This is a genomic window from Methylomagnum ishizawai, from assembly GCF_900155475.1.
Taxonomy (GTDB): Bacteria; Pseudomonadota; Gammaproteobacteria; order Methylococcales; family Methylococcaceae; genus Methylomagnum; species Methylomagnum ishizawai_A.
Window position 1 is genome coordinate 2,655,617 of the sequence record NZ_FXAM01000001.1, and the last position, 24,831, is coordinate 2,680,447.

General features: G+C 66.2%; 18 protein-coding genes. 10 read left to right on the top strand and 8 right to left on the bottom strand.

Annotated features, from left to right (window positions below; all coding sequences use genetic code 11):
• Positions 1-34 precede the first annotated feature (34 nt).
• From B9N93_RS11805 to B9N93_RS11815, 3 genes are all read left to right on the top strand, one after another.
• Positions 35-2,155 (top strand): TonB-dependent receptor plug domain-containing protein, encoded by a 2,121-nt coding sequence (locus B9N93_RS11805; RefSeq protein WP_303246064.1) that lies wholly within the window; start codon positions 35-37, stop codon positions 2,153-2,155.
• A gap of 69 nt (positions 2,156-2,224) precedes the next feature.
• Complete coding sequence (locus B9N93_RS11810; RefSeq protein ID WP_217807297.1) at positions 2,225-3,163, top strand: ABC transporter substrate-binding protein; 939 nt, start codon at positions 2,225-2,227, stop codon at positions 3,161-3,163.
• A gap of 27 nt (positions 3,164-3,190) precedes the next feature.
• Positions 3,191-7,735, top strand: coding sequence for an EAL domain-containing protein (locus B9N93_RS11815; protein ID WP_085213863.1), 4,545 nt, complete (start codon positions 3,191-3,193; stop codon positions 7,733-7,735).
• A 96-nt stretch (positions 7,736-7,831) separates the two neighbouring features.
• On the opposite strand, the gene cas6 is transcribed toward B9N93_RS11815, so the two are convergent.
• From cas6 to B9N93_RS11830, 3 genes are read right to left on the bottom strand one after another with little or no spacing between them, the layout of a single operon-like run.
• Positions 7,832-8,812 (bottom strand): CRISPR system precrRNA processing endoribonuclease RAMP protein Cas6, encoded by a 981-nt coding sequence (cas6, locus tag B9N93_RS11820; RefSeq protein ID WP_085213865.1) that lies wholly within the window; start codon positions 8,810-8,812, stop codon positions 7,832-7,834.
• The gene (locus tag B9N93_RS11825) at positions 8,809-9,627 is read right to left on the bottom strand and encodes an FTR1 family iron permease (protein ID WP_085213867.1); all 819 of its coding nucleotides are present in this window, start codon (positions 9,625-9,627) and stop codon (positions 8,809-8,811) included. The genes cas6 and B9N93_RS11825 overlap by 4 nt, the downstream gene beginning before the upstream one ends.
• Positions 9,628-9,638: 11 nt before the next feature.
• Positions 9,639-9,971: a cupredoxin domain-containing protein gene (locus B9N93_RS11830; RefSeq protein WP_085213869.1), complete on the bottom strand. Its 333-nt coding sequence runs from the start codon at positions 9,969-9,971 to the stop codon at positions 9,639-9,641.
• Positions 9,972-10,245: 274 nt separating this feature from the next.
• Between B9N93_RS11830 and zwf the strand changes: the two genes are divergently transcribed.
• The 5 genes from zwf to B9N93_RS11855 all read left to right on the top strand — a co-directional run bounded on the left by zwf (position 10,246) and on the right by B9N93_RS11855 (position 18,518).
• Entirely contained in the window at positions 10,246-11,727 is a 1,482-nt protein-coding gene (zwf, locus tag B9N93_RS11835; protein WP_085213871.1) for a glucose-6-phosphate dehydrogenase, read from the top strand.
• A gap of 78 nt (positions 11,728-11,805) precedes the next feature.
• Positions 11,806-12,933, top strand: a complete 1,128-nt coding sequence (locus tag B9N93_RS11840) for a MalY/PatB family protein (RefSeq protein WP_085213873.1) — start codon at positions 11,806-11,808, stop codon at positions 12,931-12,933.
• Between the two features lie 132 nt (positions 12,934-13,065).
• A complete protein-coding gene (locus B9N93_RS11845; protein WP_254899384.1) occupies positions 13,066-13,398 on the top strand; it encodes a hypothetical protein in 333 nt (110 codons plus the stop codon).
• 135 nt (positions 13,399-13,533) lie between these two features.
• Positions 13,534-14,781 (top strand): exonuclease SbcCD subunit D C-terminal domain-containing protein, encoded by a 1,248-nt coding sequence (locus tag B9N93_RS11850; protein WP_085213875.1) that lies wholly within the window; start codon positions 13,534-13,536, stop codon positions 14,779-14,781.
• On the top strand, positions 14,778-18,518 hold the full coding sequence (locus B9N93_RS11855; RefSeq protein WP_085213877.1) for an AAA family ATPase: 3,741 nt from the start codon (positions 14,778-14,780) through the stop codon (positions 18,516-18,518). Before B9N93_RS11850 ends, B9N93_RS11855 begins: the two co-directional genes overlap by 4 nt.
• Here the strand turns inward: B9N93_RS11855 and B9N93_RS11860 are convergent.
• The 4 genes from B9N93_RS11860 to mobA form a co-directional block, all read right to left on the bottom strand.
• The gene (locus B9N93_RS11860; RefSeq protein WP_085213879.1) at positions 18,475-19,317 is read right to left on the bottom strand and encodes an ankyrin repeat domain-containing protein; all 843 of its coding nucleotides are present in this window, start codon (positions 19,315-19,317) and stop codon (positions 18,475-18,477) included. The genes B9N93_RS11855 and B9N93_RS11860 overlap by 44 nt on opposite strands.
• Positions 19,318-19,717: 400 nt before the next feature.
• On the bottom strand, positions 19,718-20,518 hold the full coding sequence (locus B9N93_RS11865; protein ID WP_125468948.1) for a carbonic anhydrase: 801 nt from the start codon (positions 20,516-20,518) through the stop codon (positions 19,718-19,720).
• A 488-nt stretch (positions 20,519-21,006) separates the two neighbouring features.
• Positions 21,007-21,762, bottom strand: coding sequence for a flagellar brake protein (locus tag B9N93_RS11870; protein ID WP_085213883.1), 756 nt, complete (start codon positions 21,760-21,762; stop codon positions 21,007-21,009).
• A 136-nt stretch (positions 21,763-21,898) separates the two neighbouring features.
• The gene (mobA, locus tag B9N93_RS11875) at positions 21,899-22,492 is read right to left on the bottom strand and encodes a molybdenum cofactor guanylyltransferase MobA (protein WP_085213885.1); all 594 of its coding nucleotides are present in this window, start codon (positions 22,490-22,492) and stop codon (positions 21,899-21,901) included.
• Positions 22,493-22,532: 40 nt separating this feature from the next.
• Between mobA and B9N93_RS11880 the strand changes: the two genes are divergently transcribed.
• Together B9N93_RS11880 and B9N93_RS11885 are read left to right on the top strand one after the other, a co-directional pair.
• Positions 22,533-22,994, top strand: a complete 462-nt coding sequence (locus B9N93_RS11880) for a DUF302 domain-containing protein (protein WP_085213887.1) — start codon at positions 22,533-22,535, stop codon at positions 22,992-22,994.
• Positions 22,995-23,074: 80 nt separating this feature from the next.
• Positions 23,075-23,512, top strand: a complete 438-nt coding sequence (locus tag B9N93_RS11885) for a hypothetical protein (protein WP_085213889.1) — start codon at positions 23,075-23,077, stop codon at positions 23,510-23,512.
• Between the two features lie 54 nt (positions 23,513-23,566).
• Here the strand turns inward: B9N93_RS11885 and B9N93_RS11890 are convergent, their stop codons facing one another.
• The gene (locus tag B9N93_RS11890; protein WP_176225242.1) at positions 23,567-24,808 is read right to left on the bottom strand and encodes an HD-GYP domain-containing protein; all 1,242 of its coding nucleotides are present in this window, start codon (positions 24,806-24,808) and stop codon (positions 23,567-23,569) included.
• Positions 24,809-24,831: the final 23 nt, after the last annotated feature.

The window sequence follows — 24,831 nt, forward strand, 5'->3', positions numbered from 1 at the left end:
CGCAACACCTCTGGCGAACCCCTAGAAAAAGCCCATGACCACCCTAATGCACCGCTTGCTCCCGGCGTTACTGTGCCTCGTCCTCCTTCCCCCCCCGGCGGGGGCCGCCGACCTCGGCGAGGAAGATGAAAAAACCCTGCGCCAAGTCTATGGCGGCGAGGACATGATCACCATCGCCACGGGCAACAAGCAGCATATCGCGACCGCTCCCGCCGTCACCACGGTGATCACCGCGGCGGATATCAAAGCCATGGGGGCCACCGATATCGACGAGGTTTTGGAGGCCGTCCCCGGACTCCATGTGGCGCGGAGCAATTTCGGCAATCCCATCTACACGATCCGCGGCGTCTATTCCTTGCAGAATCCGCAGGTCCTGGTCTTGGTGAACGGCATCCCCATCACCAACCTCTTCGTCGGGGACCGGAACCAAATCTGGGGGGGGATGCCGGTGCAAGCCATCGCCCAGGTCGAAGTCATCCGGGGACCGGGTTCCGCCCTGTATGGCTCGGACGCCTTCGCCGGCGTCATCAATATCATCACCAAAACCAAAGAAGATATTAAGGGCACCGAAATAGGCGGGCGGGTGGGCAGCTTCGATACCTACGATGGCTGGGCCCTGCACGGCGACACCTGGGCCGGTTTCGATGTGGCCGCCATGGTGGAATTCCACGATACCCAAGGCCAGCGCCAAACCGTCGCCTCGGATGCGCAAAGCTATTTCGACCAACGCGGAAACACCCTCGCTTCGCTGGCCCCCGGCCCCATGAACCTGCAACGCCAGAACCTGGACGCCCGCCTCGACCTCGCACGGGGCTATTGGCGCGTCAGGGGCGGACTCCAGCACCGGGCCAATTCCGGGACCGCGGCCGGCCTCAGCCAAGCGCTGGACCCCAGCGGGCGCTTCAGCAGCGACCGCTGGAACGCCGATATCACCTACCATAATCCCGAGTTCACCGAACATTGGGATGTCACCGCCCAGGCGAGCTATTTCGACACCAGCCAACAAGTCTCCGACAACGTTTATCTATACCCCAAAGGGGCCACCTTTCCGACCGGCTCGTTCGCGGACGGGGTAATCGGCAATCCCGAGGTTTTCGAGCGCCATACCCGCTCCAGCCTGTCGGGATTCTATTCGGGATTCGATAGGCATATCCTACGGCTGGGGCTGGGCTTCAATTACCTCAGCATCTACGATGTCAGGGAATCCAAAAACTATACCATCGTATCCCCCGGAATACCCTCGCCCCTGGGCGGATTGGTCGATGTCAGCAATACCTCGGACGTGTTCCTGAAGAAAGGCAGCCGCACCGATACCTTTATCTTTTTACAGGACGAATGGCGCTTTTCCAACGATTGGCAGCTCACCACGGGGGTGCGCTATGACTATTACTCGGACTTCGGGAATACCGTCAATCCCCGTTTGGCCTTGGTCTGGGAAACCCGCCAGGACCTGACCAGCAAACTCCTCTATGGCCGTTCCTTCCGCGCCCCCTCGTTCGCCGAGACCCGGAACATCAACAATCCCGTGGACCTGGGCAATCCCCATCTCAAACCGGAAACCATGAACACCATAGAACTGGCCTTCGATTACCACCCCACGGATAAGCTGCGTTTCGGTTTCAACCTCTTCAACTATTGGTGGAGCGATATCATCCGCTTCGTGCCGGACCCGGGCGGCGGCACCAGCACCGCGCAGAACGCCGGCCGCCAGACCAGCCACGGCCTGGAACTGGAGGCGGACTGGCAGGCCACCGAGGATTTCAAGCTCACCGGCTGGTACGCCTACCAGCATTCCATCGACGAATCCACCCACCACGACCCCGGCTACGCCCCGCACCACCAGCTTTACCTCCGGGGCGACTGGGAATTCCTGCCCAACTGGCATCTCAACCCCCAGGTCAAATGGATCCTGGACCGGGAGCGGGCGGCCGACGATAACCGGCCCCCCATCCCCGACTACAGCCTGGTCGATCTGACCCTCCGGCGCAAATACCTCATGGACCATTGGGAAATCGCCTTCTCGGTCCGCAACCTGTTCGACTCCGACGCCAGGGAACCCAGCCCGGCGGGTTCCTCGGGCAACCCGGCCTTCATCCCCTACGACCTCCCGCTGGCCGGGCGCAACTTCTACGGGGAAATCCGGTTTGAATTCTGAGTCCCGGCCCCCCCTGCGGGCGTACCCCCCTTCCGGCGCGGGCCACCGGCCCCGGCCAGGATACGGCGCTTGAACGGGCCGGTCCGCGCCATGCTGGCCGCCTTGGCGCTGGCCTTGTGGCCGGCCTTGGCCTTGGCCCAGGCCGCGCCGGTGGCGATCCTCTACCCCGACGTGCGCGAACCCTACCGGAGCGTGTTCGCCGAGATCGTCGTGGGGATCGAAGCCGGCTTGAAAGTCCCCTCGGACAAACACATGGTGGAGGAAACCGACGATATCGCGGCCCTGGGGACGCGGCTGCGGGACGAGCAGGTCAAGGTGGTCATCGCCCTCGGCCGCCTGGGGATGATGGCGATCCGCAAGTTCCCGTCCGGGCTGCCGGTCGTCATGGGCGCGGTCCTGATCGCGCACAGCCCGGAAAGCACGGCCTACACGGGAATCTCCCTCACCCCGGACCCGGAGGCCCTGTTCGGCTGGCTGAAATCCCTGGCCAGCCCGGTCAAGCGGGTGACGGTGGTCTACAACCAGGGCCGCGACGAATGGGTGATGGTCCGGGCGCGCGAGGCCGCCAAGCAGCACGGCCTGGCGCTGAACGCCCTGCCCGCCGGGAACATCCGCGAAGCCGCCAACCTCTACCGGGACTTCTTCGGCCAAATCAAGGACAATTCGGAAGCCCTGTGGCTACCCCAGGATAACTCGACCCTGGACGAAACCGCCCTGCTGCCGGCGGTCTTGAAAGAAGCCTGGGAAAAAAACCTGGTGGTCTTCTCGAACAATCCCGAACATGTCAAGAAAGGGGTATTGTTCTCGCTCTATCCCGACAACGAAGGCCTGGGCCACAGCCTCGCCGCCCTGGCCCAGGAATGGTTGCCGGGCGGAGGGAAAACCCCCGGCATCCTGCCCCTCAAGAACCTGCTGATCGCGGTGAACTCCCGCACCGCCGAACATCTGGGGCTTAGGATATCCAGCCAGGACAAGCGCAAATTCAACCTGATCTTCCCCTCTCCCTGAAACCGTGGCAACCCATAACAAGCTCCGATGAAAAAACGATCCCGGTCCTTGTTCGGTCGCACCAGCTTCCTGCACCAACTGGCGCTGACCTTCTCCATCGGCATCCTTTGCCTGGCCTTGCTGTCCTCGCTCGCCATCTCGACGCTGTCGAGCCGGATCGTGCATACCAAGCTCATCGAGCAAGGCTTGCAAGCCACCGAAACCCTGGCCGGGCAGAGCGCCCTGGCCCTGATCTACCTCAGCGGCGACAACGCCGAGGAACCCTTGCGGGCCGGATTGGCCTTCCCGGACGTGCGGGGAGCCGGCATCTACGACCTCAACCACCACGCCCTCCTGGCAAAGGGCGAGGACGCCATCCCACCCGGCGCGGAAACCGGGGAATGGCCGCGCTGGCCGCGCTTGGACCTGGAAACCCCCGACGCCTGGTATTTCGTGGCCCCGGTCTATTTGCACATGGGCGACGGGGAACGGGACTCGCCCTTCACCACCGCGTCCAAGGCGGCGGAACTGATCGGCCATGCGCGGATGAAAATGGGCAAGGACACGCTCAAGACCATGGCCGCCAGCATCCTCCGCACCAACCTCGCGGTGTCGGTGGCCTTCGCCCTGCTGCTGCTGCTATTGCTGCTGGCGATCACCCAACGCCTGACCCACCCGCTCAAGAACCTGGCCGAGATCATGGGCAAGGCTTCCTCCGGGGAGAAGAACCTCCGGGCCGACGTGCGCGGCCCCAAGGACATCATCGACATGGAACGCGCCTTCAACGCCATGATGGCGGTGTTGGAAACCCGGGAGCTGCAATTGGAGAACGCCCGCGACGCCGCCCTGGAATCGGCCCGGATCAAGGGCGAATTCGCCGCCAACGTCAGCCACGAACTGAGGACGCCGCTCAACGGCGTGCTGGGCATGTTGGAGTTGCTGCACGACATGGGCCTCGGGCCGAAGCAGCACGAATACGTCAGCGTGGCCCGCAACGCCGGCGAATCCCTGCTCAAGCTGATCGACGATATCCTGGACTTTTCCCGCACCGATTCCGGCAAGCTGAAATTCCAGCCCATCGATTTCGATTTGCAGGACATGCTGGACGAGGTCATCGGACTCCTGGCCGGGCAGGCCCAGCGCAAGCACATCGAACTGGCCTACGTGGTCGCCGACGAGGTCCCGCCCCGGCTCAAGGGCGAACCCGCCCGCATCCGCCAAGTCCTGGTCAACCTGATCGGCAACGCCATCAAGTTCACCGAAAACGGCACGGTGGAGGTCCGGGTCAGGATCGACCCGACCGGGGGCAAGGAAGGCCAGGCGGCGCTCCGGTTCGAGGTGGCGGATAGCGGCATCGGCATCCCCGCCGAGGCCCAGCAGCGCATCTTCGAGGCCTTCACCCAGGCCGACGGTTCGACCACCCGCAACTACGGCGGCACCGGCCTCGGCCTCGCCATCTGCCGCAAGCTGGTGGATTTCATGGGCGGGGATATCGGCGTCGACAGCGAACCCGGCCAGGGCAGCACCTTCTGGTTCACCATCCCCTTCGAGACGCCCTCCACCGAAGCCCCGGCCCCGGCCCGCCCCCAGCGCGAGGACATGGCTGGGCTGCGCATCCTGATCGTGGACGACAGCCCGGTGAATTGCCGCTGCCTGGAGCAGTTCCTGAAAAGCTGGGGCGCGTCCTACACCAGCGCCGTCACCGGCTACCAGGCGTTGCGCCTGATGCGGATCGCCGCCGCCCGCGGCAAACCCTACCACATCGCCCTGGTGGACCAGATCATGCCGGGGCTGGGCGGCCTGGAACTGGCCCAGCGCATCGCCGAAGACCCGGCCCTGGCGAAGCTGCATATCGTGCTGATGGCGAGCCCGCCCGAACCCGGATGGGATGAGGCCCGGCCCGCCAATATCGTCGACAGCATCGCCAAGCCGGTGCAGGCATCGCCCCTGCACGACTGCCTGATGAGCGCCAAGCTGGCCTTGCTCGAATACACGCCCCATTCCGGGCTGGCCGAGGCCAAGCACCCGGCCTACGGCGGCAAGCGCATCCTGGTGGTGGAGGACAACCGCGCCAGCCAACAGGTCGCGCTCGGCATGCTGGAGCGGCTGGGCTGTCAGACCGCCGTCGCCAGCACCGGCCAGGAAGCCCTGGACGCCGTCGCCCAGTCGCCGTTCGACCTGGTGCTGATGGATTGCCATATGCCGCGCATGGACGGCTACGAGGCGTCGCGGCGCATCCGCATGCTGGGCGGCAACCCGGCCCAAATCCCCATCATCGCCATGACCGCCCATGTGCAGGACGGCGACAGCGACACCTGCATCGCGGCCGGCATGGACGATTACCTGTCCAAGCCCTTGAAGATGGAGCCGCTCAAGGACAAGCTCACCCGCTGGCTCTCGCAGGAACGCGACCGGCTCCGGGCCGAGCCCCAGGACCCGGCGGCGGACGCCGACCCCGCGCTACCGCCGCCCGCCGCCCCGGACTGCCTGGACCGGGAAGTCCTGGACAAGCTGCGCGAGGAAACCGGCCCTGCGTATTTCCGCATCATCGAGGTGTTCCTGGAGGACACGCCGATGTACCTGCGGTCGCTGGAGAAGGCCATCGCGGCGGAGGACTTCGCCGCCATCGAGGAACTCGCCCACTGCCTCAAAGGCAGCGGCAAGAACCTGGGGGCGCACGGCCTGGTGGAACTGACCCGGCAGTTGGAGGAACTGGGCCGGGGCGGCGGCGAGGACACCGCGCCCGAACTCTACGCCCGGCTGACCGAGGAATACGAACGATTGGCGGTCGAACTGCGCGGGCAAAACCCCCACCCGCGCCGCGCCCAGAAAGCGGCTGAACCCAGGGAAACCCCGCGCATCGTGGTGGCCGACGACGACCGCTCCATGCGCTTCGCCCTGCACAACGTCCTGCTCAAGGACGGCTACCAGATCGAGCAGGCCACCAACGGCCTGCAAGCCCTGGCCCTGTGCGAGCGCAAGATGCCGGACCTGCTCCTGATGGACGCCCGCATGCCCAAGATGGACGGCTTCACCGCCTGTAGCCGCATCCGCGACCTGCCCGGCGGCGAGGCCATCCCCATCCTCATCATCACCGCCCTGGACGACGACCATTCCATCGAACGGGCATTCTCGGCGGGGGCCAGCGACTACATCCCCAAGCCGGTGCATTTCTCCGTGCTGCGCCAGCGCGTCACCCGGATGCTGGAGGCCAGCCGCGCCCAGCAGCATGTGACCCGGCTGGCCTACCAGGACGCCCTCACCGGCCTGCCCAACCGCGCCCTGTTCCGCGAACGCCTGGAAACCCTGGTGGCGGAACGCACCGCCGCCGCCGACCCCGAGCGGGTCCATGCCATCCTGTTCCTGGACCTCGACCGCTTCAAGCTGGTCAACGACACCATGGGCCACGAGGTCGGCGACCTGCTGCTCAAGACCGCCGCCGAGCGCGTCAAGGGCTGCCTGAGGCCGGTCGATACCGTGTCGCGCTTCGGCGGGGACGAGTTCACCGTCATCCTGCACAACATCGGCGGTCCCGAGATCGCCGCCATGGTGGCGGAAAAGGTCCGCGCCACCATCGCCAAGCCCTTCGTGTTCCTGGGGCGGGAACTTTATCTCAGCACCAGCATCGGCATCGCCCTGTACCCCGCCGACGGGACGTCCAGCGGCATCCTCATCAAGCACGCCGACATGGCGATGTTCCGCGCCAAGGAGCGCGGCAACGGCTTCTGCTTCTTCGAGAACAGCATGGCCAGCGAGATTTCCCGGAAACTCAGGCTGGAGAGCGATTTGCGGCGGGCCTTGGACCATGGGGAATTCCTGCTGCACTACCAGCCGCAGGTGGATTTGGCCAGCGGCTGGATCGTCGGCCTGGAAGCCCTGATCCGCTGGCAGCACCCGGAGTTCGGCCTGATCTCGCCCGGCCAGTTCATCCCGCTGGCCGAGGAAACCGGCCTGATCGAATCCATCGGCGAATGGGCGCTCCGCACCGCCTGCGCCCAGAACAAGGCGTGGCAGGACGAAGGACTCCCCAGGATCGTGATGGCGGTGAACCTCTCGGCGCGGCAATTGGAAGTGGACTACGAGGCGCGGATGATCGCCAAGGTGCTGGAGGACACCGGCCTCGAACCCCGCTATCTGGAACTGGAATTGACCGAGACCACCCTGATGAAGGACCCGGCCAAGACCGGCGAGACCCTGGCCAAGCTGAAGGCGCGGGGCATTTCGATCTCGGTGGACGATTTCGGCACCGGCTATTCCAGCCTCAACCACCTCAAGAACTTCCCATTCGACAAGCTCAAGATCGACCAGTCCTTCATCCGCGACCTGTCACACGACACCGACGACGCCGAGATCGTGCTGACCATCATCGCCATCGCCCGGAACCTGAAGCTGCGGGTGATCGCGGAAGGGGTGGAAACCCCGGAGCAATGGGAGTTCCTCAAGACGCATGGCTGCGACGAAATCCAGGGCTATTACCATAGCCCGCCGGTCCCGCCGGAAGAAGCCGCCACCCTGCTGGCCGGGAAGGCGGGCTATCCGCCGCCGCACTGGACCGCCCTCTTGGCCGGACCCGGCCTGGAACGGCGGACCTAGCGCGTTTTCATATTTCCTGTAGGGTGGGCACGCACGTATTCCGTGCCCACCGGGGTAGCCTAGAAGCGGTGGACAATGCCCTGGCGCGTTTAGCGCCTACAACAAGTCCACGGCCCCGCGCTCCGCCCCCGCATGGAGCCGGTAGCGGCCCAGCCCCATGGTCGCGCCGGTGCCGGCGTGGGTCCATTGGCCCAGCCAGAGATAGGGCCAGAACGGCGTCAAATCCTCCCCTTCGATCCACATCCGCCCCCACACCCCGCCCAGGCGCATGGCCTGGCGCTGGCGGTTGGAATAGCGGCGTTGTTCCCGCCATTCCAGCGCCGACTCCGCCCGTACCCGCCGGGCGTCGTCGCTCAAGCCCCGGAAATCGGTCTCCAGCGGGGTCTCGGTGTGGAAATAGGTGAGCATGGAAATCCGCCGCAGCAGGTTCCCGAACAGATCGGCGAAGGCGAACATGCCAGGGCCGACATGCTTGCCCTCCCGCTTCAGGCGCATGGGGGTTTCGATGGCGATCTCCACCGCGCCCAGGGCACCGGGAATCTCCGGCGGCGGCGGCATCCCCACCGCCGCCAAGCCGTCCGGCAAGGCGATATCCCGCCATTCCCCCGAACCCAGGCCGGTTTCCCGCTCCAGACGGTCGAAGCGCAGGTGGTTGCCGGCGACGCCCAGTTCCCCCGCGCCCGCCCGCCCCAGCGCGTACACCACCAAGGCCAGATGGCGGTTGGCCGCGCCGAACAGGCTGAACTCCAGGGCGCACGCCGCCGCCCCCACCGCGTGCGGCAGGGGGTCGAACACATAGGGATGGGGCACGGCGGAATAGCGCCGCATCTTGGCGGCGTCCGGCGGCGGCGGGGTCTCGAACAGGTAGGGATAGGCACAGCTCCGGTAAAGGAGACAGGTTTCGCAGCGCGGTGCCTGGGTGGCGCAGGCGGCACCCTTCAAGGCGTGGCCGAACGCCCCGCGCCAAGCCGAGCCGGGGAATTCGGAGAATCCGACCGGCGCGTCGGCCACGAACCAGGCGCGGTAGCGGCCTATGGGCAGGGAAATAACATCCGCCACCGGAGGCACCCCGCTCACGCGGAGCGGCCCGGCTTGTCGCCAAAGCGCCGCATCAGGCTGGCGATGATGACCAGGGTCGCCAGATAAAACACGATCTGTACCCCATCGGGCCGCGACACATAGCCCACCAAGGTGTGCAGCACCTGCCCGGCGAGGCTGTCCTCCGACAGCCAATCCGAGGTGTTCCACACCGCGCGGCCCAGGGGCGGCAGCCAATCGGCATCGACCAGACAAGCCGCGCCCTGTGAAGCCAAACCCGCCGCCAGGAACAGGATCAAGCCGCTGGTCACGGCGAACAAATGCCGGGTCGGCACCCGCAGCAGGCCGAAATACATGGCCAACCCGACCGCCGCCCCCAGCCCCAGGCCCACCGCGCCGCCCAGCAACATGGAGCCGGTATCGCCCTCGCCGCCGGTGGCGATGCCATACAGGAACAGCACCACCTCCGAACCCTCGCGCAACACCGCCAGCCCGACCACCAAGCCCAGCGCGTACAAGGGCCGGGCGCCCGACAATACCGCCTGCCCCACCTGTTTCATTTCCATCGCCAACTCGCGGCCATGGCGGCGCATCCAGACGTTGTGCCAGCCCAACATCCCCACCGCCGTGAACAGGATCGCCGCGTTGAACAATTCCTGGCCCACCCCGGCGGCGGCTTCGGCCAGCTTGTCGGCGAAGGCGGCAACGACGCAGGAACCCACCAGCCCCAAGCCCACGCCGCCCCAGACCCACAGGCCGCGGCGGGCGACCCCCTGGCTGGCGGCCATGACAATGCTGATGACCAAGGCCGCTTCGATGACCTCGCGGAATACGATGATGGCGGTGGCGAGCATGGCGATTCCCCCTACTTGGCGATCAAACGGCCCTTGGCGGTGGCTTCGTGGAATTCGCCGACGAACTCGTAGCTGCCGGGTTCCAACGGCCCCATGGGCATCACGATCTGCTTCTTGGCCGGCACGATCTTTTCCTTCTTGAGACTCTTGCTCTCGAATTCCTCGGAACTGGCGTCCTCGTTCTTGACGGTGAGCTTGAATTTCTGGCCGGCCGGGACTTCGAGTTCAGCCGGGGTGAATTGGTGGTCCTTGATCGTGAGGACGTAATCCTCGGCGGCGGTCGCGGCGCAGGCAAACACCAGGGCGGCGGCGGACAGGGCGAGGCTCGGGGCGGGATGGCGCATGGTATGGTTCCGTGATTGATAGGGAGAAATCCCCTTGCGGACTCGGGGAATGGATTCAGATGATATTGGCTATCATTTGGCGTGGCAACCACGGATGGGCGGGCTCCGGCCCGTGCCGGGTGAAATTCACCGGACGCCGCCGCGCCCACCCGGTCCGTCCATCGCGACCTTTCCCCGTGATTCCGGGTCCAACCCGGCATGGACCGCGCACCGCCGACGGCGCGGGGATTTGATCGAATTCCGAACCGTCCCGCCCTGAGCCAAGGAGGCGCGTATGCTGGACCCTTGCGTGTTCGTGATTTTCGGGGCCACCGGGCATCTGGCCCGTACCAAGCTCCTACCCGCCCTGTACCGGCTGCACCGGGCCGGACGCCTGCCCGAACCCTTCGCCGTGCTGGGCGTGGGCCGCCGCCCCTGGGACGACGAGCAATGGCGCGGCGAGGTGGCGCGGGCCTTGGAAGCCCAATCGGGCGCGGCGCTGGACCGGGCGGCCCTGGCCGCGCTGTTGCCCAAATTCCGGTTCTTCAGCGCCGACCTCGACGCCCCGGATTCCGCCCGTTCGCTGGCCGACGCCCTGGCCCACATACCCGGCCTGCCCCGGAACCTGGTGTTCTACCTGTCGCTGCCGCCCTCGGAATACCGGGCGGCGGCGGCCTATCTGGCCGCGGCGGGGCTGAACGCGGAACAAGCGGGCTGGCGGCGCTTGGTGGTGGAAAAACCCTTCGGCTCCGACCTGGACAGCGCCCTGGCCCTGGACCACGCCCTGCACCGCGATTTCGCCGAACCTCAAATCTTCCGCATCGACCATTACCTGGGCAAGGAAACGGTGCAGAACATCTTCGTGTTCCGCTTCGCCAACCTGATGCTGGAACCCTTGTGGAACCGCAATTTCATCGACCATGTGCAGATCACCCATAGCGAAACCACCGGCATCGAAGGCCGGGCCGGGTTCTACGACGGCACCGGCGCGTTGCGCGACATGATCCAGAGCCATCTGCTGCAAATGCTGGCCCTGACCGCGATGGAACCGCCCGCCCGCTTGGAAGCGGAATCGATCCGCGACGAGAAGGTCAAGGTGCTGCAATCGATCCGCCCGATCCCGGCCTGGGCGGTCCACGCCCAGGCGTTCCGGGCGCAGTACGTCCACGGCGGCGGCGCGGGGCGGTCCCTGCCCGGCTATGTCGAGGAGGAAGGGATTCCGCCGCGCAGCACCACCGAGACCTATGCCGCCGTCAAGCTCTTGATCGACAACTGGCGTTGGCGGGATGTGCCGTTCTATCTCCGCACCGGGAAACGCCTGGCGCGGGAAGGTTCCTTGATCGCCATCCGTTTCCGGCAGACGCCACAGCAACTGTTCGGGAATATCCGGCCCGGACCGTTGCCGCCGAATTGGCTGTTGATCGGCATCCAGCCGGAAGAATGCATCCGGGCCGAACTCCAGGTGCGGGAGGCCGGGGTCGGGATGAACACCCACACCACCCAACTCGACGCCAGCACCTGCCGCCAAGCGGGGCACCCTGGTTTGGACGCCTACGAAACCTTGTTGTTGGACGTGATCGAGGGCGACCATGCCCAGTTCCTGCGTTCGGACGAGGTGCAATGGGCGTGGCGGGTGGTGGACCCCATCGTCCAGACCTGGGCCACGGAGCGGGAATACATCCACACCTATCCCGCCGGGACTTGGGGACCGCGGGAGGCGGAGCGGCTGTTCGAGCGGGAGGACCAGGCATGGCGGTGTTCGTTCGAGCCGGGGTAGCCGGGAGGGGCTTGCCCCGCCCCGCCCGGACCGCCCACAATCCCAGGCCATCCCCATCCCAGACCGGAAGGCCACCCCATGAATTTCGACACCCCCCCCGACCGCCGCCCCACCGCCAGCCACAAATGGAACAAATACCAGGACCGCGACATCCTCCCGCTGTGGGTGGCGGATATGGATTTCCAAAGCCCGCCCTCGGTCATAGACGCCCTGCGCCGTCGCATCGATCACGGCGTGTTCGGCTACACCCTGGCCCCGGATAGCTTGGTCGAAGCCGTCCAAGCCTACGCGCTACGGGTCTACCGCTGGGCCATCGAGCCGGAATGGTTCGTGTGGCTCCCCGGCCTGGTCCAGGGTTTGAACCTCGCCTGCCGTGCGGTGGGCGACGCGGGCGACGCCGTGCTGACCGCCACCCCGATCTACCCGCCGTTCCTGCAAGCCCCCGGCTTCTCCAACCGCGAATTGATCACCGTACCCCTGGCCGAGGGCGCGGCGGGCTGGGAATGGGACTTCCAGGCGCTCGAAGCCGCCATCACCCCGCGCACCCGCCTGCTCTTGCTCTGCCATCCCCACAACCCGGTCGGGCGGGCCTGGCGGGAGGACGAACTGGCCCCAATCATCGCCATCGCCCGCCGCCACCGGCTCGTCGTCTGCTCCGATGAAATCCATTGCGACCTCCTGCTCGACCCCGGACTCTCCCATACGCCGCTGGCCCGGCTCGATCCCGATTTCGCCCGCCACACCATCACCCTGCTGGCCCCGTCCAAAACCTGGAACATCGCCGGGCTGGGCTGCGCCTTCGCCCTGATCCCCGACCCCGCCCTGCGCCGCCGCTTCCAACGGGAAATGGCCGGGCTGGTGCCCTGGACCAACCTGCTGGGCTATACCGCCGCCGAAGCCGCCTACCGCGACGACGGTGCCTGGCTCGCCGGTTTGATCGAATACCTCAGGGGTAACCGCGATCTGCTGCGCGACGGGTTCCAAGACGGCGGACGCCTGCGGCTGACCGTACCGGAAGCCACCTATCTGGCCTGGATCGACGCCCGCGCCATCGACGCCACCAACCCGCTACCCCACTTCGAGGCGGCGGGGCTGGGTCTTTCGGACGGGCGGGATTTCGGCTGGCCGGGCTATGTGCGGCTGAACTTCGGCTGTAGCCGCGCCCTGTTGGAACAAGCCCTGCGCCGCATGGAAGCCCTGCGCTGAGCCGCGATTACCCCACGATACGGGTGGACAGCCTCGCCTTTGCACGCGAAACTAATGCCCGCCACTGGCCTTGCGCGCCAGACGACAGATTCCAATTCCAAAGTAGAACGCAATCGCTTAAGGAGGGACTCCATGACCCATACATTCCGTACCACCACCCTGTTGGTCGCCCTGGCTTCCGGCGCTTCCATCGCTTCCGCCCAGGCGGCCTATCCCGCCGCCGATTTCAAGCCTTCGGTGATCTACCTCGCGCCCGACTTCGCCTCCCACACCTCGGGCGGCGCGTCCGCCACCACCGCCCACGACCCCAAGTACCCGGCGGCGACCTTCGAGTCCAAAGTCCTCTACCAAGCCCCGGACCTGGCCGCCCACAGCTCCAGCGCCGCGGCAGCCGCCACCACCCCCTACGATCCCAAGTATCCGGCGGCGCATTTCGAGCCGCAAATACTCCATCCGGCCAAGTAAACCCCATCCCGCGCCCGCGTGGGAACGCATCCGGCCCGCGGGCGACGCGGGCCGGATCGATTCCCACCCTACCCTCTTCCCGCCCAGCACGCTAAAGTTTCCGCCCTTCGCCCAACCGCCCCCAGGGGAAACACCATGCGCCTGCTGCATACCTCCGACTGGCATCTCGGCCAGACCTTCCACGACTACGACCGCGAGGAGGAACACAAGCTGTTCCTCTCCTGGCTGCTGGACCAACTGGAAACCGAACGCGCCGACGCCCTGCTGGTGGCGGGCGATATCTTCGACAACGCCAATCCTTCCGCCAAATCCCAGGAACAGCTCTACCGCTTCGTCAGCACGGCCAAACAGCGCTGTCCAGGGCTGGATATCGTCCTGATCGCGGGCAACCACGATTCCCCGGCCCGGCTGGAAGCGCCCTCGCCCCTGCTCGACGCCTTCGGCGTGCGGGTGGTGGGACCGGCCCGCGATCCTTTGGGCGGGTTCGACCCGGAACGGCTGGTGGTCCCCCTGACCCGCGCCGATGGCACGGTCGGCGCGTGGTGTCTGGCGGTGCCGTTCCTGCGCCAAGCCGATTTGGCGGCGTCGGAGGACAACGACGTGCTGGAATTGGCCGAGGACGATTATGTGCGCGGGGTGCAGCGGCTTTACCGGCGGGTGTTGGATGCGGCCTTGGTCCGGCGGCAAATGGGGCAAGCCCTGGTCGCGCTGGGCCATTGCCATATCACCGGCGGCGCGGTGTCGGAAGATTCCGAGCGGCGTATCGTGGTGGGTGGGGCCGATTCCTTGCCGCGTGGCATCTTCGCCCCGGAATTGGCCTATGTGGCGCTGGGTCATTTGCACCGCGCCCAAGCCATTGCCGGAGATGGACGGCTACGCTATTGCGGGAGTCCGTTGCCGCTGTCTTTTAGCGAGATCGACTATCCGCACCAAATCCTGCGGGTCGATCTGGATGGCGAACAGGTCGCCGCCGTCGAAGCCATCCCGGTGCCGCGCTTCGTGCCGCTGCTGCGCGTGCCCGAACAACACGCGCCCGTGACCCAAGTGCTGGAACAACTGGCCGGGCTGGACCTCCCGGCTGTGCCCTTGTGGCCCTATCTCGAAGTCCGCGTGCGGCTGGACATGCCCGAACCCGGCCTCGCGGCACGGATCGAAGCCGCCCTCGACGGCAAGCCCGTCCGCCTCGCCCGCATCGACCGCCGCCACGGCCACCCGGCGGGCGGCGCGGAAATCGCCCAGCCCTTGGAGGAACTCGGCGATTTCCGGCCCGGCACCGTGTTCCAGAACCTCTATGCCCGCCATTACCCCGGCGCAACCCCGCCCGAATTGCGGCAAGCCTTCGACACCTTGTTGAGCCTGTGCCAGTTGGAGGAAAACCCATGAAAATCCTGGCGATACGCGGCAAGAACCTCGCCTCGCTGGCAGGGGAATTCCAGGTCGATTTCCGCAGCGAGCCTTTGGCCTCGGCGGGTTTGTTCGCCATCTGCGGACCCACCGGCGCGGGCAAAAGCACCTTGCTGGACGCGCTCTGCCTCGCGCTCTACAACCGCACGCCACGCCTCGCCGGGGTGCCGGGCCAGGGCGTGGAATTGCCGGACGTGAAAGATGCGCCCATCGGCCAGCAGGACACCCGCAACCTCCTGCGGCGCGGCGCGGGCGAGGGTTACGCCGAAGTCGAATTCCTGGGCAACGACGGCCACGAATACCGCGCCCGCTGGTCGGTGTGGCGGGCCAACCGCAAACCCGGCAATAAACTACAGGCCGTGGACATGAGCCTCGTGAAACTCCCGGAAGCCATCGCCATCGGCGCCCGCAAAACCGAAGTCCTGCCCGAGATCGAGCAACGGCTGGGACTCAGTTTCGAGCAATTCCGCCGCGCCGTGCTATTGGCCCAGAACGAATTCGCCGCCTTCCTCAAGGCCGATGACGCCGAGCGCGGCAAGCTGTTGGAAGCCTTGACCGGCACCCAGATTTATAGCCTCTTGTCGCGCAAGGCCCACGAACGCGACAAGGAAGAACAGGCCAAGCTCAAGGAACTCCAGGCCCGGTTGGACAGCCATAAACCGCTGGACGCCGCCGAGCGCCGCGCCCACGAAGCCGAGCGCGACGCCGCCATGGAAGCCGCCGCCCGGCTCGCCACCGAGCGCGACACGCTGGAAAGCCATCTGCGCTGGCATGGGGAATGGTCGGCGGCACAGGACGACGAAGCCGCCGCTCTAGGCCGCCGCGACGAGGACGAACGCCGCCACGCCGCCGCCGAACCGCGCCGTCAATTCCTGGCCCGGCTCGCCCAGGTGCAAGCGGCGGCAACCCCGCTCCGCGCCGCCGACGCGGCGGAAGCCCAAGTCGAAACCGCCCGCGCCGAAGCCGCCGACCTCGAAGCCGAAGCCGCCCGCGCCGAGCAAACCCGCGTCCAGGCCGCCACCGCCCTGGAACTCGCCCACGCCGCCACCCGCGCCGCCCAACAGGCCCAAGCCGACGCCGCGCCCGGATTGGAACGGGCCAAAGCGCTGGATACGGAAACCGCCCTCACCGCCCAAACCCACGCCGAACGCGCCCGCGAACTGGAAACCGCCCGCGCCGCCATGGCCCAGGCCGGACAGCAACTCGCCGCCACCCAGGCCGAACAAGCCGCGACCACCCAGGACCATGCGGCCACCGCCGATTGGCTGGCGGCGGACAAGCAAGCCATCACCCGCAAACTGGCGGAGGAATGGCCGCGCTGGGATGAGTTGCTCGGCCTCGCCGACACCCAGGAACGGGAAACCGCGGCCGCCCTGGCGCAACAAGCCCAAGCCACCCGCGACTTGGACACCGCCCGCGCCGCATGGGAACAAGCCCACGCCGCACGGGAACGGGAGGAACGTGCCGCCCAAACCGCCGAGGCCCAATATCTGGAAGCCGAACGCACCAGCGCCGGTTTCGACGGCGACCGGCTGGCCGAGGCACGCCGCGCCCTGGATACCCGGCGCGACGATTTGGCACGGGCGGAAAAGCTGTGGCGGGAATACGCGGACAGCGCGGCCCGCCGCACCGACCTGCACCACCAGCTGGAACAACGGGAGCGCGACCGCGCCGCCGCCGCAGCCGAACTCACCCGCATCGCCGCCGAAAAGCCCGCCGCCGCCGCCCGCGCCCACCAAGCCCAACACGCTCTCGATACCGCCAAGCTAGCCTGCGCCGAGAACGTCGAACAATTGCGCGGCCAGTTGGAACCGGGCCAACCCTGCCCGGTTTGTGGCTCGCCCGAACATCCCTATGCCCAAACCGCCCCGGCCCTGCACGCTATCTTGGACGCGCTCGCCCAGGAAGCCGCGGCGCGGCGGCAAGCCCTGGAAACCCTGCTGGACCAGGAACGCGGCCAACGCGCCACGCTGGAACTCTGCCAAAAACAAACCGCCGACCTCCAACCCGCGCTGGAGCGGCTGACGCAAGACACCGCCCGGCTGGCGGCGCTTTGGACGGCGGAACCCGTGGCGGCGGAACTGGCGGAAACAGCGGAACCCGAGCGGCCCGGCAGGTTTTTGGCCCAGTTGGCGGCGATCAACGCGGCGCGTGCCGATCTCGAAACGCGGGAAACCGCCGCCCGCCGCGCCCTGGCCGCGCTCGACGCCGCCCGCCAAGTCCGCGACACCGCCCGCGAGGCGCTGAACCTGGCCCGGCAGCGCGAAACCGACGCCGCGACCGCGCTCACCCGCCAGCAGGACGCCCTGGACCAGGCCGGCCTCCTGGCCCGGCAAGCGGCGGAACGGCGCGACCGTTCGCTGGCCGACCTCACCCAAGTCCTGCCGGACTCCGGTTGGCAAGCCCCCTGGCGGGCCGATCCCGGCGGTTTCCATGCCAAGCTCAAGCAGCGGGTGGATATCTACCAAGCACGGCAACACCAGCGCGACGCATTGAAACAGCGGCTCGAAATCCTGGCCGCGACCCTCGATTCCCGGCAAGCGGCGCAACGTCAAGCCCTCGACCAGCACCAGCAGGCCGAACGGATGTTCCAAGACATCGACCTACGCCTAGGCCAGCAACGCGCGGAACGCGCCCGGCTATTCGACGGCCAAGCCACGGCGGCGGTGGAAACCACCCTGCGGCTGGCCCTGGACACCGCCCAGGCCGGGGAACGATCCGCCGCCCAAAAAGCGGAACAAGCCCGCACCCAAGCCACGACCGCGCAGACCCGCCTGGAATCGGCCCGGCACCAGCTGGAACAGCACGAACAAGCGGCGCGAACCAGCGTCGACGCCCTGGCCGCCTGGCTGGCCCGGTTCAACGCGGAACGACCGGAGGAACCGGCGCTAGACCGCGCCGGGCTACGCGAACTGCTGGGCCACGACGCCGCCTGGATCGAAACCGAACGGCTGGCCCTGCAAGCCCTGGCCGACGCCCTGCGGGACACCCGCGCCATCGCCGAGGAACGCCGCCAGCGCCGCCTCGCCATCGAACAACGCCGCGCCACCCCGGCCACGGCGGACAGCCTGCGCGGACGCCTCGCCGCCCTGGCCGACGAACTCAAGGCCGCCGACACCCGCCGGGTGGAACTCGCGGCCCTGCTCCGCGCCGACGACCAGCGCCAGGCCCAGACCGCCGCCCTCCTGGCCGATATCGGGCAGCAAGCCGCCAGCACCCGGCTCTGGGGCCAGCTCAACGAACTGATCGGCTCGCACGATGGCAAGAAATTCCGCAACTACGCCCAGCAACTCAGCCTGGAAGTGCTGATCGCCTACGCCAACCGCCATCTGGCCGACCTATCGCGGCGCTACCGGCTCAAGCGGGTGCCGGACAAGCTGGCCCTGATGGTGGAAGACAAGGACATGGGCGACGAGGTGCGCTCGGTGCATTCGCTGTCGGGCGGGGAATCGTTCCTGGTGTCGCTGGCCCTGGCCCTGGGGCTGGCCGCGCTGTCCTCGAACAAGGTACGGGTGGAATCGCTGTTCATCGACGAGGGCTTCGGCAGCCTCGACAGCGACACCCTGCGCGTCGCCATGGACGCCCTGGATTGCCTGCACGCGCAGGGACGGAAGGTGGGGGTCATCTCCCATGTGCAGGAGATGACCGAACGGATCGGGACGCGGGTCCAGGTCAAACGCCTGGCGGGGGGGAAAAGCCGGGTGTACATCGGTTGACGCCGCCCCGCTCCACCCCGGCCAGGCGCCGCCGCCCGCGCCGCAGCAGGTTGAGGATATCGAGGTTCGCCGCCAAATCCAGCGCGGTGAAATCGTCGTCGGTCTTGATCTGGGCATCGGCCCCGGCTTCCAGCAGATAGGCCACGGCCGCGGTCTTGCCCGCCGAGGCGGCGTAGATCAAGCCGGTCGCGCCCGCCGGATTGCGCCGGTTGATATCGATCCCGGCCTCCAACAACACGGCGATGGTCTTGACATCGTCGCTATAGCACGCCGCCCACAGGGCGTCGTTGCCATAGGCGTCGGCGCGACGGAGATCGGCCCCGGCCTCGACCAAGCCCCGGACGATATCCGCCAAACCGCGCTGGCACGCCTTGATCAAGGGCGGGGTGCCGCAGGGCAAGGGATGGTTGGCGTCGCCGGGATCGCCGCCCTGTTCCAACAACCATTCCGCCACCGGATTGAGCTTGACCACGGCGGGACCGCGCGGCGGGCGCTCGATGGCCTGCCCCGCCGTCTGCCAGGCATAAAAACCACCCTCCAGGCTGTACACCTCGCTGAATCCGCGATTCTCCAGTAAACGGGCGCAATCCAAGCTGTTATTGCCCCGGTAGCAATAGATCAACAAGGGCATATCGCGCCGGAATTTCTTGACCGTGGACTGTAGGGTCGACAGGGTCACGGGGATGGCACCGGGGATGCGGGCGTCGTTGTAGGCGGCGGCATCGCGCACGTCGAGGATCACCGGGGATTTCTCGCGGACCAGCACGGAGGCCGCCGCTATGGAAATTTGCTGAATCATGGTTCGACCGAACTACCTTGTCTATGAATCGCCGCCCTTCCCGACCGGGGAGCGGCGTCAACACCACGCACCCACGGCAACCGTGGGAACCCAAGAAAACACGTTATGGCCGTGGGGTTTGCAAACATCCTGCCAAGCTCCGGAAAGCGCGTATCCAAGGAACGCCACGCATTCTTCCAGGCCGGCGGTAGGGTTTCCAGGCCGGGGCGGTGGGAAATCCGAACCATGAACAAGCACGGAGCCGGATTAGGGCGGGATAACGCCCGTGAATGGTGCATCGACGCCGCCCGGTGCCGAGGCAAAGCGCGAGAATGCGCGGCGGGAATCGGGAAGAGGGTTTGGGAGATACAGGCGTGGGATCGGGCCGACACCCAAGCGGAGCCTGGGTGCCGGCGGACCTTCAGGGCAGGGTGCTGGTCACGGTGCGGGCCGCCCCGGCGTCGCGGGCGTTGCCGTCATAGATAGCCTTCAGCTGGTCGAGCTGGGCGGTGGACAAGGTGATCGGCGTCGCCAGCACGTACCAATTCACCCCTTCGGTGCAAGGCGGCGTGGTCAGCGAGCCGCCATAGGTATAGAAGGACTGCCGGTCCACCGCGGCCGGCAACAGCGCCATCGGATTCAAGGCGGGACCGGAGGCGCTGCCGGACGTGGCCGGCATGGACTTCAATATCTTGCCGATGGTCCTGTTTTCGGCCCCCTCGTCGAGGAAGACGCCCACCACCGCCATCTTGCCGTCCTGGCGGATATGCACGAAATGCAATTCCGCCGCGTGGACCACACCGTCGACCTTATGCTCGCTGGGCGCGTGGAAATGGAATTGCAACAAAGGATATTCGTCCTTGCCGATCCTCAAAACACCCGGATAATCGGTCGCCATCTTGACCTGGGCGGCATGGCCGTTGTTGAGATAGGTGGGCTGGAGCGCACTGGCGTAGACCAGCCTGAGCGCGTTGAAGGCGTCGGGATGGACCAGCTTGGCGGCGCTGATATCGATCGGCGACTGGCTGCCACCGATGTCGCATACGGCATAAGGATAAAGATGCGCCCCGGTGGCGAGCGGGTCTTCGCTCGGGATATCGCCCCAATGGGCTTGCTCGTCGTAGGTCCAATGCGGCATGTCGGCCGCCAGGGCCAGGGGAGTGGATGCCACGCCGCATATGGCGGCGAGCAGGGAAGCGCGGAGCTGATTTTTCATCGTCATAGGATAAGCCTGCGATTTTTATTGGAATTATCGGAACGGTGGGCGCGGGTCCGTCAGCAGGTGTGTTCCCTGCAATAATCGGCCAGGCTCTGCGGAGGAGGCGGTGGCGGCGGGGTGGTGGCCGGGGTGGCGGTGGTGGTAGTAGTGGTGGTCTGGGGCGGGGGGTGCCGGATTGTTCCGCCGCGACGGCCGCGCCGACGGCGAGGAAACCCAGGATCAAGGACAACGGTTTGATGGACATGGTGTGTTCCCTTTCGGTGAAATCGGTGTCAAGAGTCCGGCGGCGAGTCTGTGTACCGGACGACCGTTCTCAAGCGTAGATCAAATCCACGATAAATCCGAATTTCCGTGAAAAAATTCACGGACGGAAACGCGCCGATAGGGTAGCCCGCAGGGCCAGGCCGGGCGGCCGGCAAGACGGGAAATTCCGGGACGGGCGGCGCGGCACCGGATTTCGGCATTCCCGCCGAAATCAAGATCGCCCCGGCTTATCTGGATTGGTACCGCGCCGCCGCGCCCTGCCGCTTCTGCCACAACTCCACCTCGAAAATGAACTTCTGCAACTGGGTCTCCATCCCCCGGCCCAGGCTGCGGAAGGCACAGCCCACCCGCTGGGCCTGGGGCCGGTCGGGGCGGGCCTGGAGGATTTTGTTGCGGATTTCGAGGTTCACGGGAATATCGGGCTGGCTGGGCAGCACGAGTTTGCAGCCCTCCAGGAGATGGCCGACATCCAGGCCGGCACCGATGCGGGCGCCCTTGTCGGACAGGGCCAACCCGGAGAGGCTGAGATCGTACACGCCGAATTCCACCGCGCCGCCCTCCAGCCCGACCCGGCATTTGACCGGCATCGCCAGCGGGATCGCCACCCGGTAGAACTCGCGCTGTTGATGCCAGAACAAGGACTGCGGCAGCGGCGCGGCGAATACCGGCTCGCCCCGCCAAGTGGTCTCGGTCAAGCCCTCCACCAAGAACTGGCTCCGCACGCCATCCACCTGGGCCATGAACACCACGGGCCGGGCCTTGGCAAACTGGCGGTTCACGGCCTCGCTGGACCCCATATCGAATACGATCCAGCCCCGCTCCGGCAATATCTCGACGATGGCCGTCACCAGGTTGGCCTTGGAGTCTGGATGGTGGGCGGTCACCAAGCACCTTTTGCGCTGCATCAGCCTGAGTTTTTCGAGGATTTCGCCTTGGCCGCGCAGGGTATAGCCGACGTGGTCATCTATGGATTCGGTATGCATGGGTGCGATCCCGGGCCTGATTTATGGTGATGGCTGGATTCTACAAGCTAAACGGTTCCCTGTCCCACTCCTCGCAATAGTGACAATTAACACCGCATAAATTGACATGATAAAGCCATTATGAACCGTCTACCGCTCAAGCATGCCCCTCCAAATAGGACAGTTCCGCAGGCGTATTGAGATTGGCGAACACTTCGGGATGGTCGGAAAAATCAACCAGGACCGGGTGATGCCGGTACAGCCAGGCCTGGACCTTGCGCTGTCCCCCGGCGAGATAGGCTGCGAGGTCGTCCGCCAAGCCCCGCTCCGCCAGCAGGAACACCGGATGCAGGCGCTCACCATCGTGGGCCGCGCACAAGGGAGCGCCCGTGGCCTCGCGTTGAATCGGCAAACGCGCCAACAACGGCCCGGTGACGAACGGGCAATCACAGGGCACCGTCAATACGTAGGGGGTATCCGCCGCCCGCATCGCGCCCAGCAAGCCGGCCAGGGGACCGTCGAAGCCCCCGTCCGGGTCGGCGATCACGCGATGGCCGAAGCGGGCGTAAAGCTCCGGGTTGCGGTTGGCGCTGACCAGGACGCGGCCCGCCACCTGTTCCAACGCCTCCACGGCATAGCCCGCCAAGGGCCGCCCCCGGAACGGCAACAAGCCCTTGTCCGCGCCGCCCATGCGTCGGCCCCGGCCCCCGGCCAGCACCACGCCGGTTATCTTTGCCCGGTCGAAAACCATGGTGATACCCTAATCCCAACCCTATGCCCAGCGACCTGCCATGTCCAGGATTCCCAGCGCGATTTTCGCATCCACCATCCTCCTGCTGCCAGCCTGCGCCACGACCCGGCCCGACCCCGAACCGGGCTACTACCACGCCGAGACCGTCAAGCCCTACGCCGATGTGCTGGCCGAGTTGGAACTCGCCATCACCGAGCGCAATTTCCGCATCACCGGCCATAACAAGATCGGCAGCGTGATCCGCGCGCGCGAACACATCGCCTTCCCCGATTACGACACGATCCAATTCTGCAACCTGAGCCTGGCCCGGCGGATGTTGGAACTCGAACCGGCAGCGGTGGCCTACATGCCCTGCAACGTGTCGGTGCGCTCGGAACGGGGCCGGGTCCATATCACCACCCATCTGCTGCCCACCGACTCGGCCAATCCCCGGATGGGCGAGTTCGCCCGCGACATGAACCGGCAGCTTAGGGAAATCGTGGATTTCGCCGCCGAGCCGTGAAGCTTCCGTAACATTGCATAGGACCGGCCCGCCCCCTATCATTCCGCCGGTTTTCCGCCCCACCACCCGAAAGCACAGCAATGAACCGAACCGTCCGCACCGCTTGGGCCTTGTCCGCCCTGTTGGCCGCCGCCACCGCCGCCGCCGCTCCCCGAAACCCGACCCCGAAACCCGCCGCCCCGGCCAAGGAAGCCGCCGCGCCGGTCAACGATTTCCCGACCCAGGCGCGGGTCGAATACGTCATGCAATGCATGGCGGAACGTGGCGGGCAGAACCTCGACAACCTATACCACTGCGTCTGCGCGGTGGACAAAATCGCCGGCCGCTTGAATTACCAGGATTATTCCGAGGCGCTGACCTTCACCTATCTGTTCGACACCCCCGGCGAAAAGGGCGGCGAATTCCGCGATCCGCCGAAATCGAAGGAATTGCGCGACCGGCTGAAGGCGGCGAAGAAAGAGGCTGAAGGGTGTTTCCCGGTGTTGCCGGGAGCCGCTGGAGCCGAAAAGACGCCGTAAAAACCGCCGGCCTTGGAACGCGGCCCGGCCACGGCTCCAAGGGCCATCGGCGGTTCAACCAAAGGCATTCAAGATCGAAGTCCGGTGCTTCTCCAGGTCGATGCCGAAATCCTCGGCCCGATGTACGGTCTTGATCTTGTAGGGCCGGCCCTTGTCGTCCACATCCTTGAGCGCCATATCGACCAGGCTTTCCTTGCAGGACACGCCCGCCGCGTTGCGCACCACCATGATCTGCGGCCTGAGGCGCTGCTTGGGATTGGCTTGCAGGACGATGGCGATCTCGCCGGTGCTGAGTTCCACCACGGTGCCCGGCGGATAAGCCCCCATACAAGCCACGAAGCCCGCCGTCAACGATTGGTCGAGCTGGCGGCCGGTCGACATCTGGTTCAGGAGGCGGATGGCGTCGAGATGGTTATAAGCCGGCCGGAACGGGCGCTGGCTGACCAGGGCGTCGTAGCGGTCGGCCACCGCCACGATCTTGCAATTCAGGTTGAGCTGGTGGTCCTGTAGGCCGCGCGGATAACCGCTACCGTCCATATGCTCGTGGTGCCCGTAGGCCACATCGACCGTCCCGCTGAACACATTCCGCCCCGACATCAGGATGTTCCGTCCCTGCTCGGCGTGGTTGCGCACCACGGTCACTTCCTCGGGCGCGAGCTTGCCCCGTTTGTTCAGAATCGCCGCCGGGATCGCGACCTTGCCGATATCATGCAACAGGCCGCAGGTGCCGAGGTTCTCCAATTGCTTGGCGTCCAAGCCCATGTAATGGCCCAGCACCACCGAAAAGGTGCAGACATTGAAGGCGTGCTGGGAAATCAGCATGTCGGTATCGCGCATCCGCGCCACGAACAGCATCGACTCGGGGTTGCGGATGACATTGGACACGCACTCGGCGACCGCCGACTTGGCCACCAAGACATCCACGCTCTTGCCGAACCGCACCTCGTCGACAAAGTTCTTAACCAGTTGGGTGGTCTGGCGGCGGGCGTTTTCGGCCACCTCGACCTCCTTCTCGTAGGCGCTGACCGCTTCCCGGCTCATGTAGGAGCGCGGCGGGGGCGCGGCGTCCAGCGAGATTTCGACCCGGCGGGTGCGCAGCAGGTCGATGTAGACGTATTCGCAATGGCGGGCCACCACCTCGATATCGTCCTCGGACCTGATCTCGAAACCTTGGAACAGGAATGGCGTTTCCAGCCATGGCCTGTCGAGTTCGCAAACGAACATGCCGGGACGCAACTCGCCCACACGCAATTTGACTTTCTCGATGTAATCGACTTTCCGGGGGGGTTGATCCATAGTTCGCGCTCCGCTGGTCGGTG

Bases quoted from the DNA above. Each gene is read 5' to 3' on its own strand.
- B9N93_RS11865 (WP_125468948.1), bottom strand. From the start codon at position 20,518: ATGACGATGAAAAATCAGCTCCGCGCTTCCCTGCTCGCCGCCATATGC.
- zwf (WP_085213871.1), top strand. From the start codon at position 10,246: ATGCTGGACCCTTGCGTGTTCGTGATTTTCGGGGCCACCGGGCATCTG.
- B9N93_RS11805 (WP_303246064.1), top strand. From the start codon at position 35: ATGACCACCCTAATGCACCGCTTGCTCCCGGCGTTACTGTGCCTCGTC.
- B9N93_RS11885 (WP_085213889.1), top strand. From the start codon at position 23,075: ATGAACCGAACCGTCCGCACCGCTTGGGCCTTGTCCGCCCTGTTGGCC.
- B9N93_RS11825 (WP_085213867.1), bottom strand. From the start codon at position 9,627: ATGCTCGCCACCGCCATCATCGTATTCCGCGAGGTCATCGAAGCGGCC.
- B9N93_RS11840 (WP_085213873.1), top strand. From the start codon at position 11,806: ATGAATTTCGACACCCCCCCCGACCGCCGCCCCACCGCCAGCCACAAA.
- B9N93_RS11815 (WP_085213863.1), top strand. From the start codon at position 3,191: ATGAAAAAACGATCCCGGTCCTTGTTCGGTCGCACCAGCTTCCTGCAC.
- B9N93_RS11845 (WP_254899384.1), top strand. From the start codon at position 13,066: ATGACCCATACATTCCGTACCACCACCCTGTTGGTCGCCCTGGCTTCC.
- B9N93_RS11855 (WP_085213877.1), top strand. From the start codon at position 14,778: ATGAAAATCCTGGCGATACGCGGCAAGAACCTCGCCTCGCTGGCAGGG.
- mobA (WP_085213885.1), bottom strand. From the start codon at position 22,492: ATGGTTTTCGACCGGGCAAAGATAACCGGCGTGGTGCTGGCCGGGGGC.
- B9N93_RS11870 (WP_085213883.1), bottom strand. From the start codon at position 21,762: ATGCATACCGAATCCATAGATGACCACGTCGGCTATACCCTGCGCGGC.
- B9N93_RS11860 (WP_085213879.1), bottom strand. From the start codon at position 19,317: ATGATTCAGCAAATTTCCATAGCGGCGGCCTCCGTGCTGGTCCGCGAG.
- B9N93_RS11890 (WP_176225242.1), bottom strand. From the start codon at position 24,808: ATGGATCAACCCCCCCGGAAAGTCGATTACATCGAGAAAGTCAAATTG.
- B9N93_RS11850 (WP_085213875.1), top strand. From the start codon at position 13,534: ATGCGCCTGCTGCATACCTCCGACTGGCATCTCGGCCAGACCTTCCAC.
- B9N93_RS11880 (WP_085213887.1), top strand. From the start codon at position 22,533: ATGTCCAGGATTCCCAGCGCGATTTTCGCATCCACCATCCTCCTGCTG.
- B9N93_RS11830 (WP_085213869.1), bottom strand. From the start codon at position 9,971: ATGCGCCATCCCGCCCCGAGCCTCGCCCTGTCCGCCGCCGCCCTGGTG.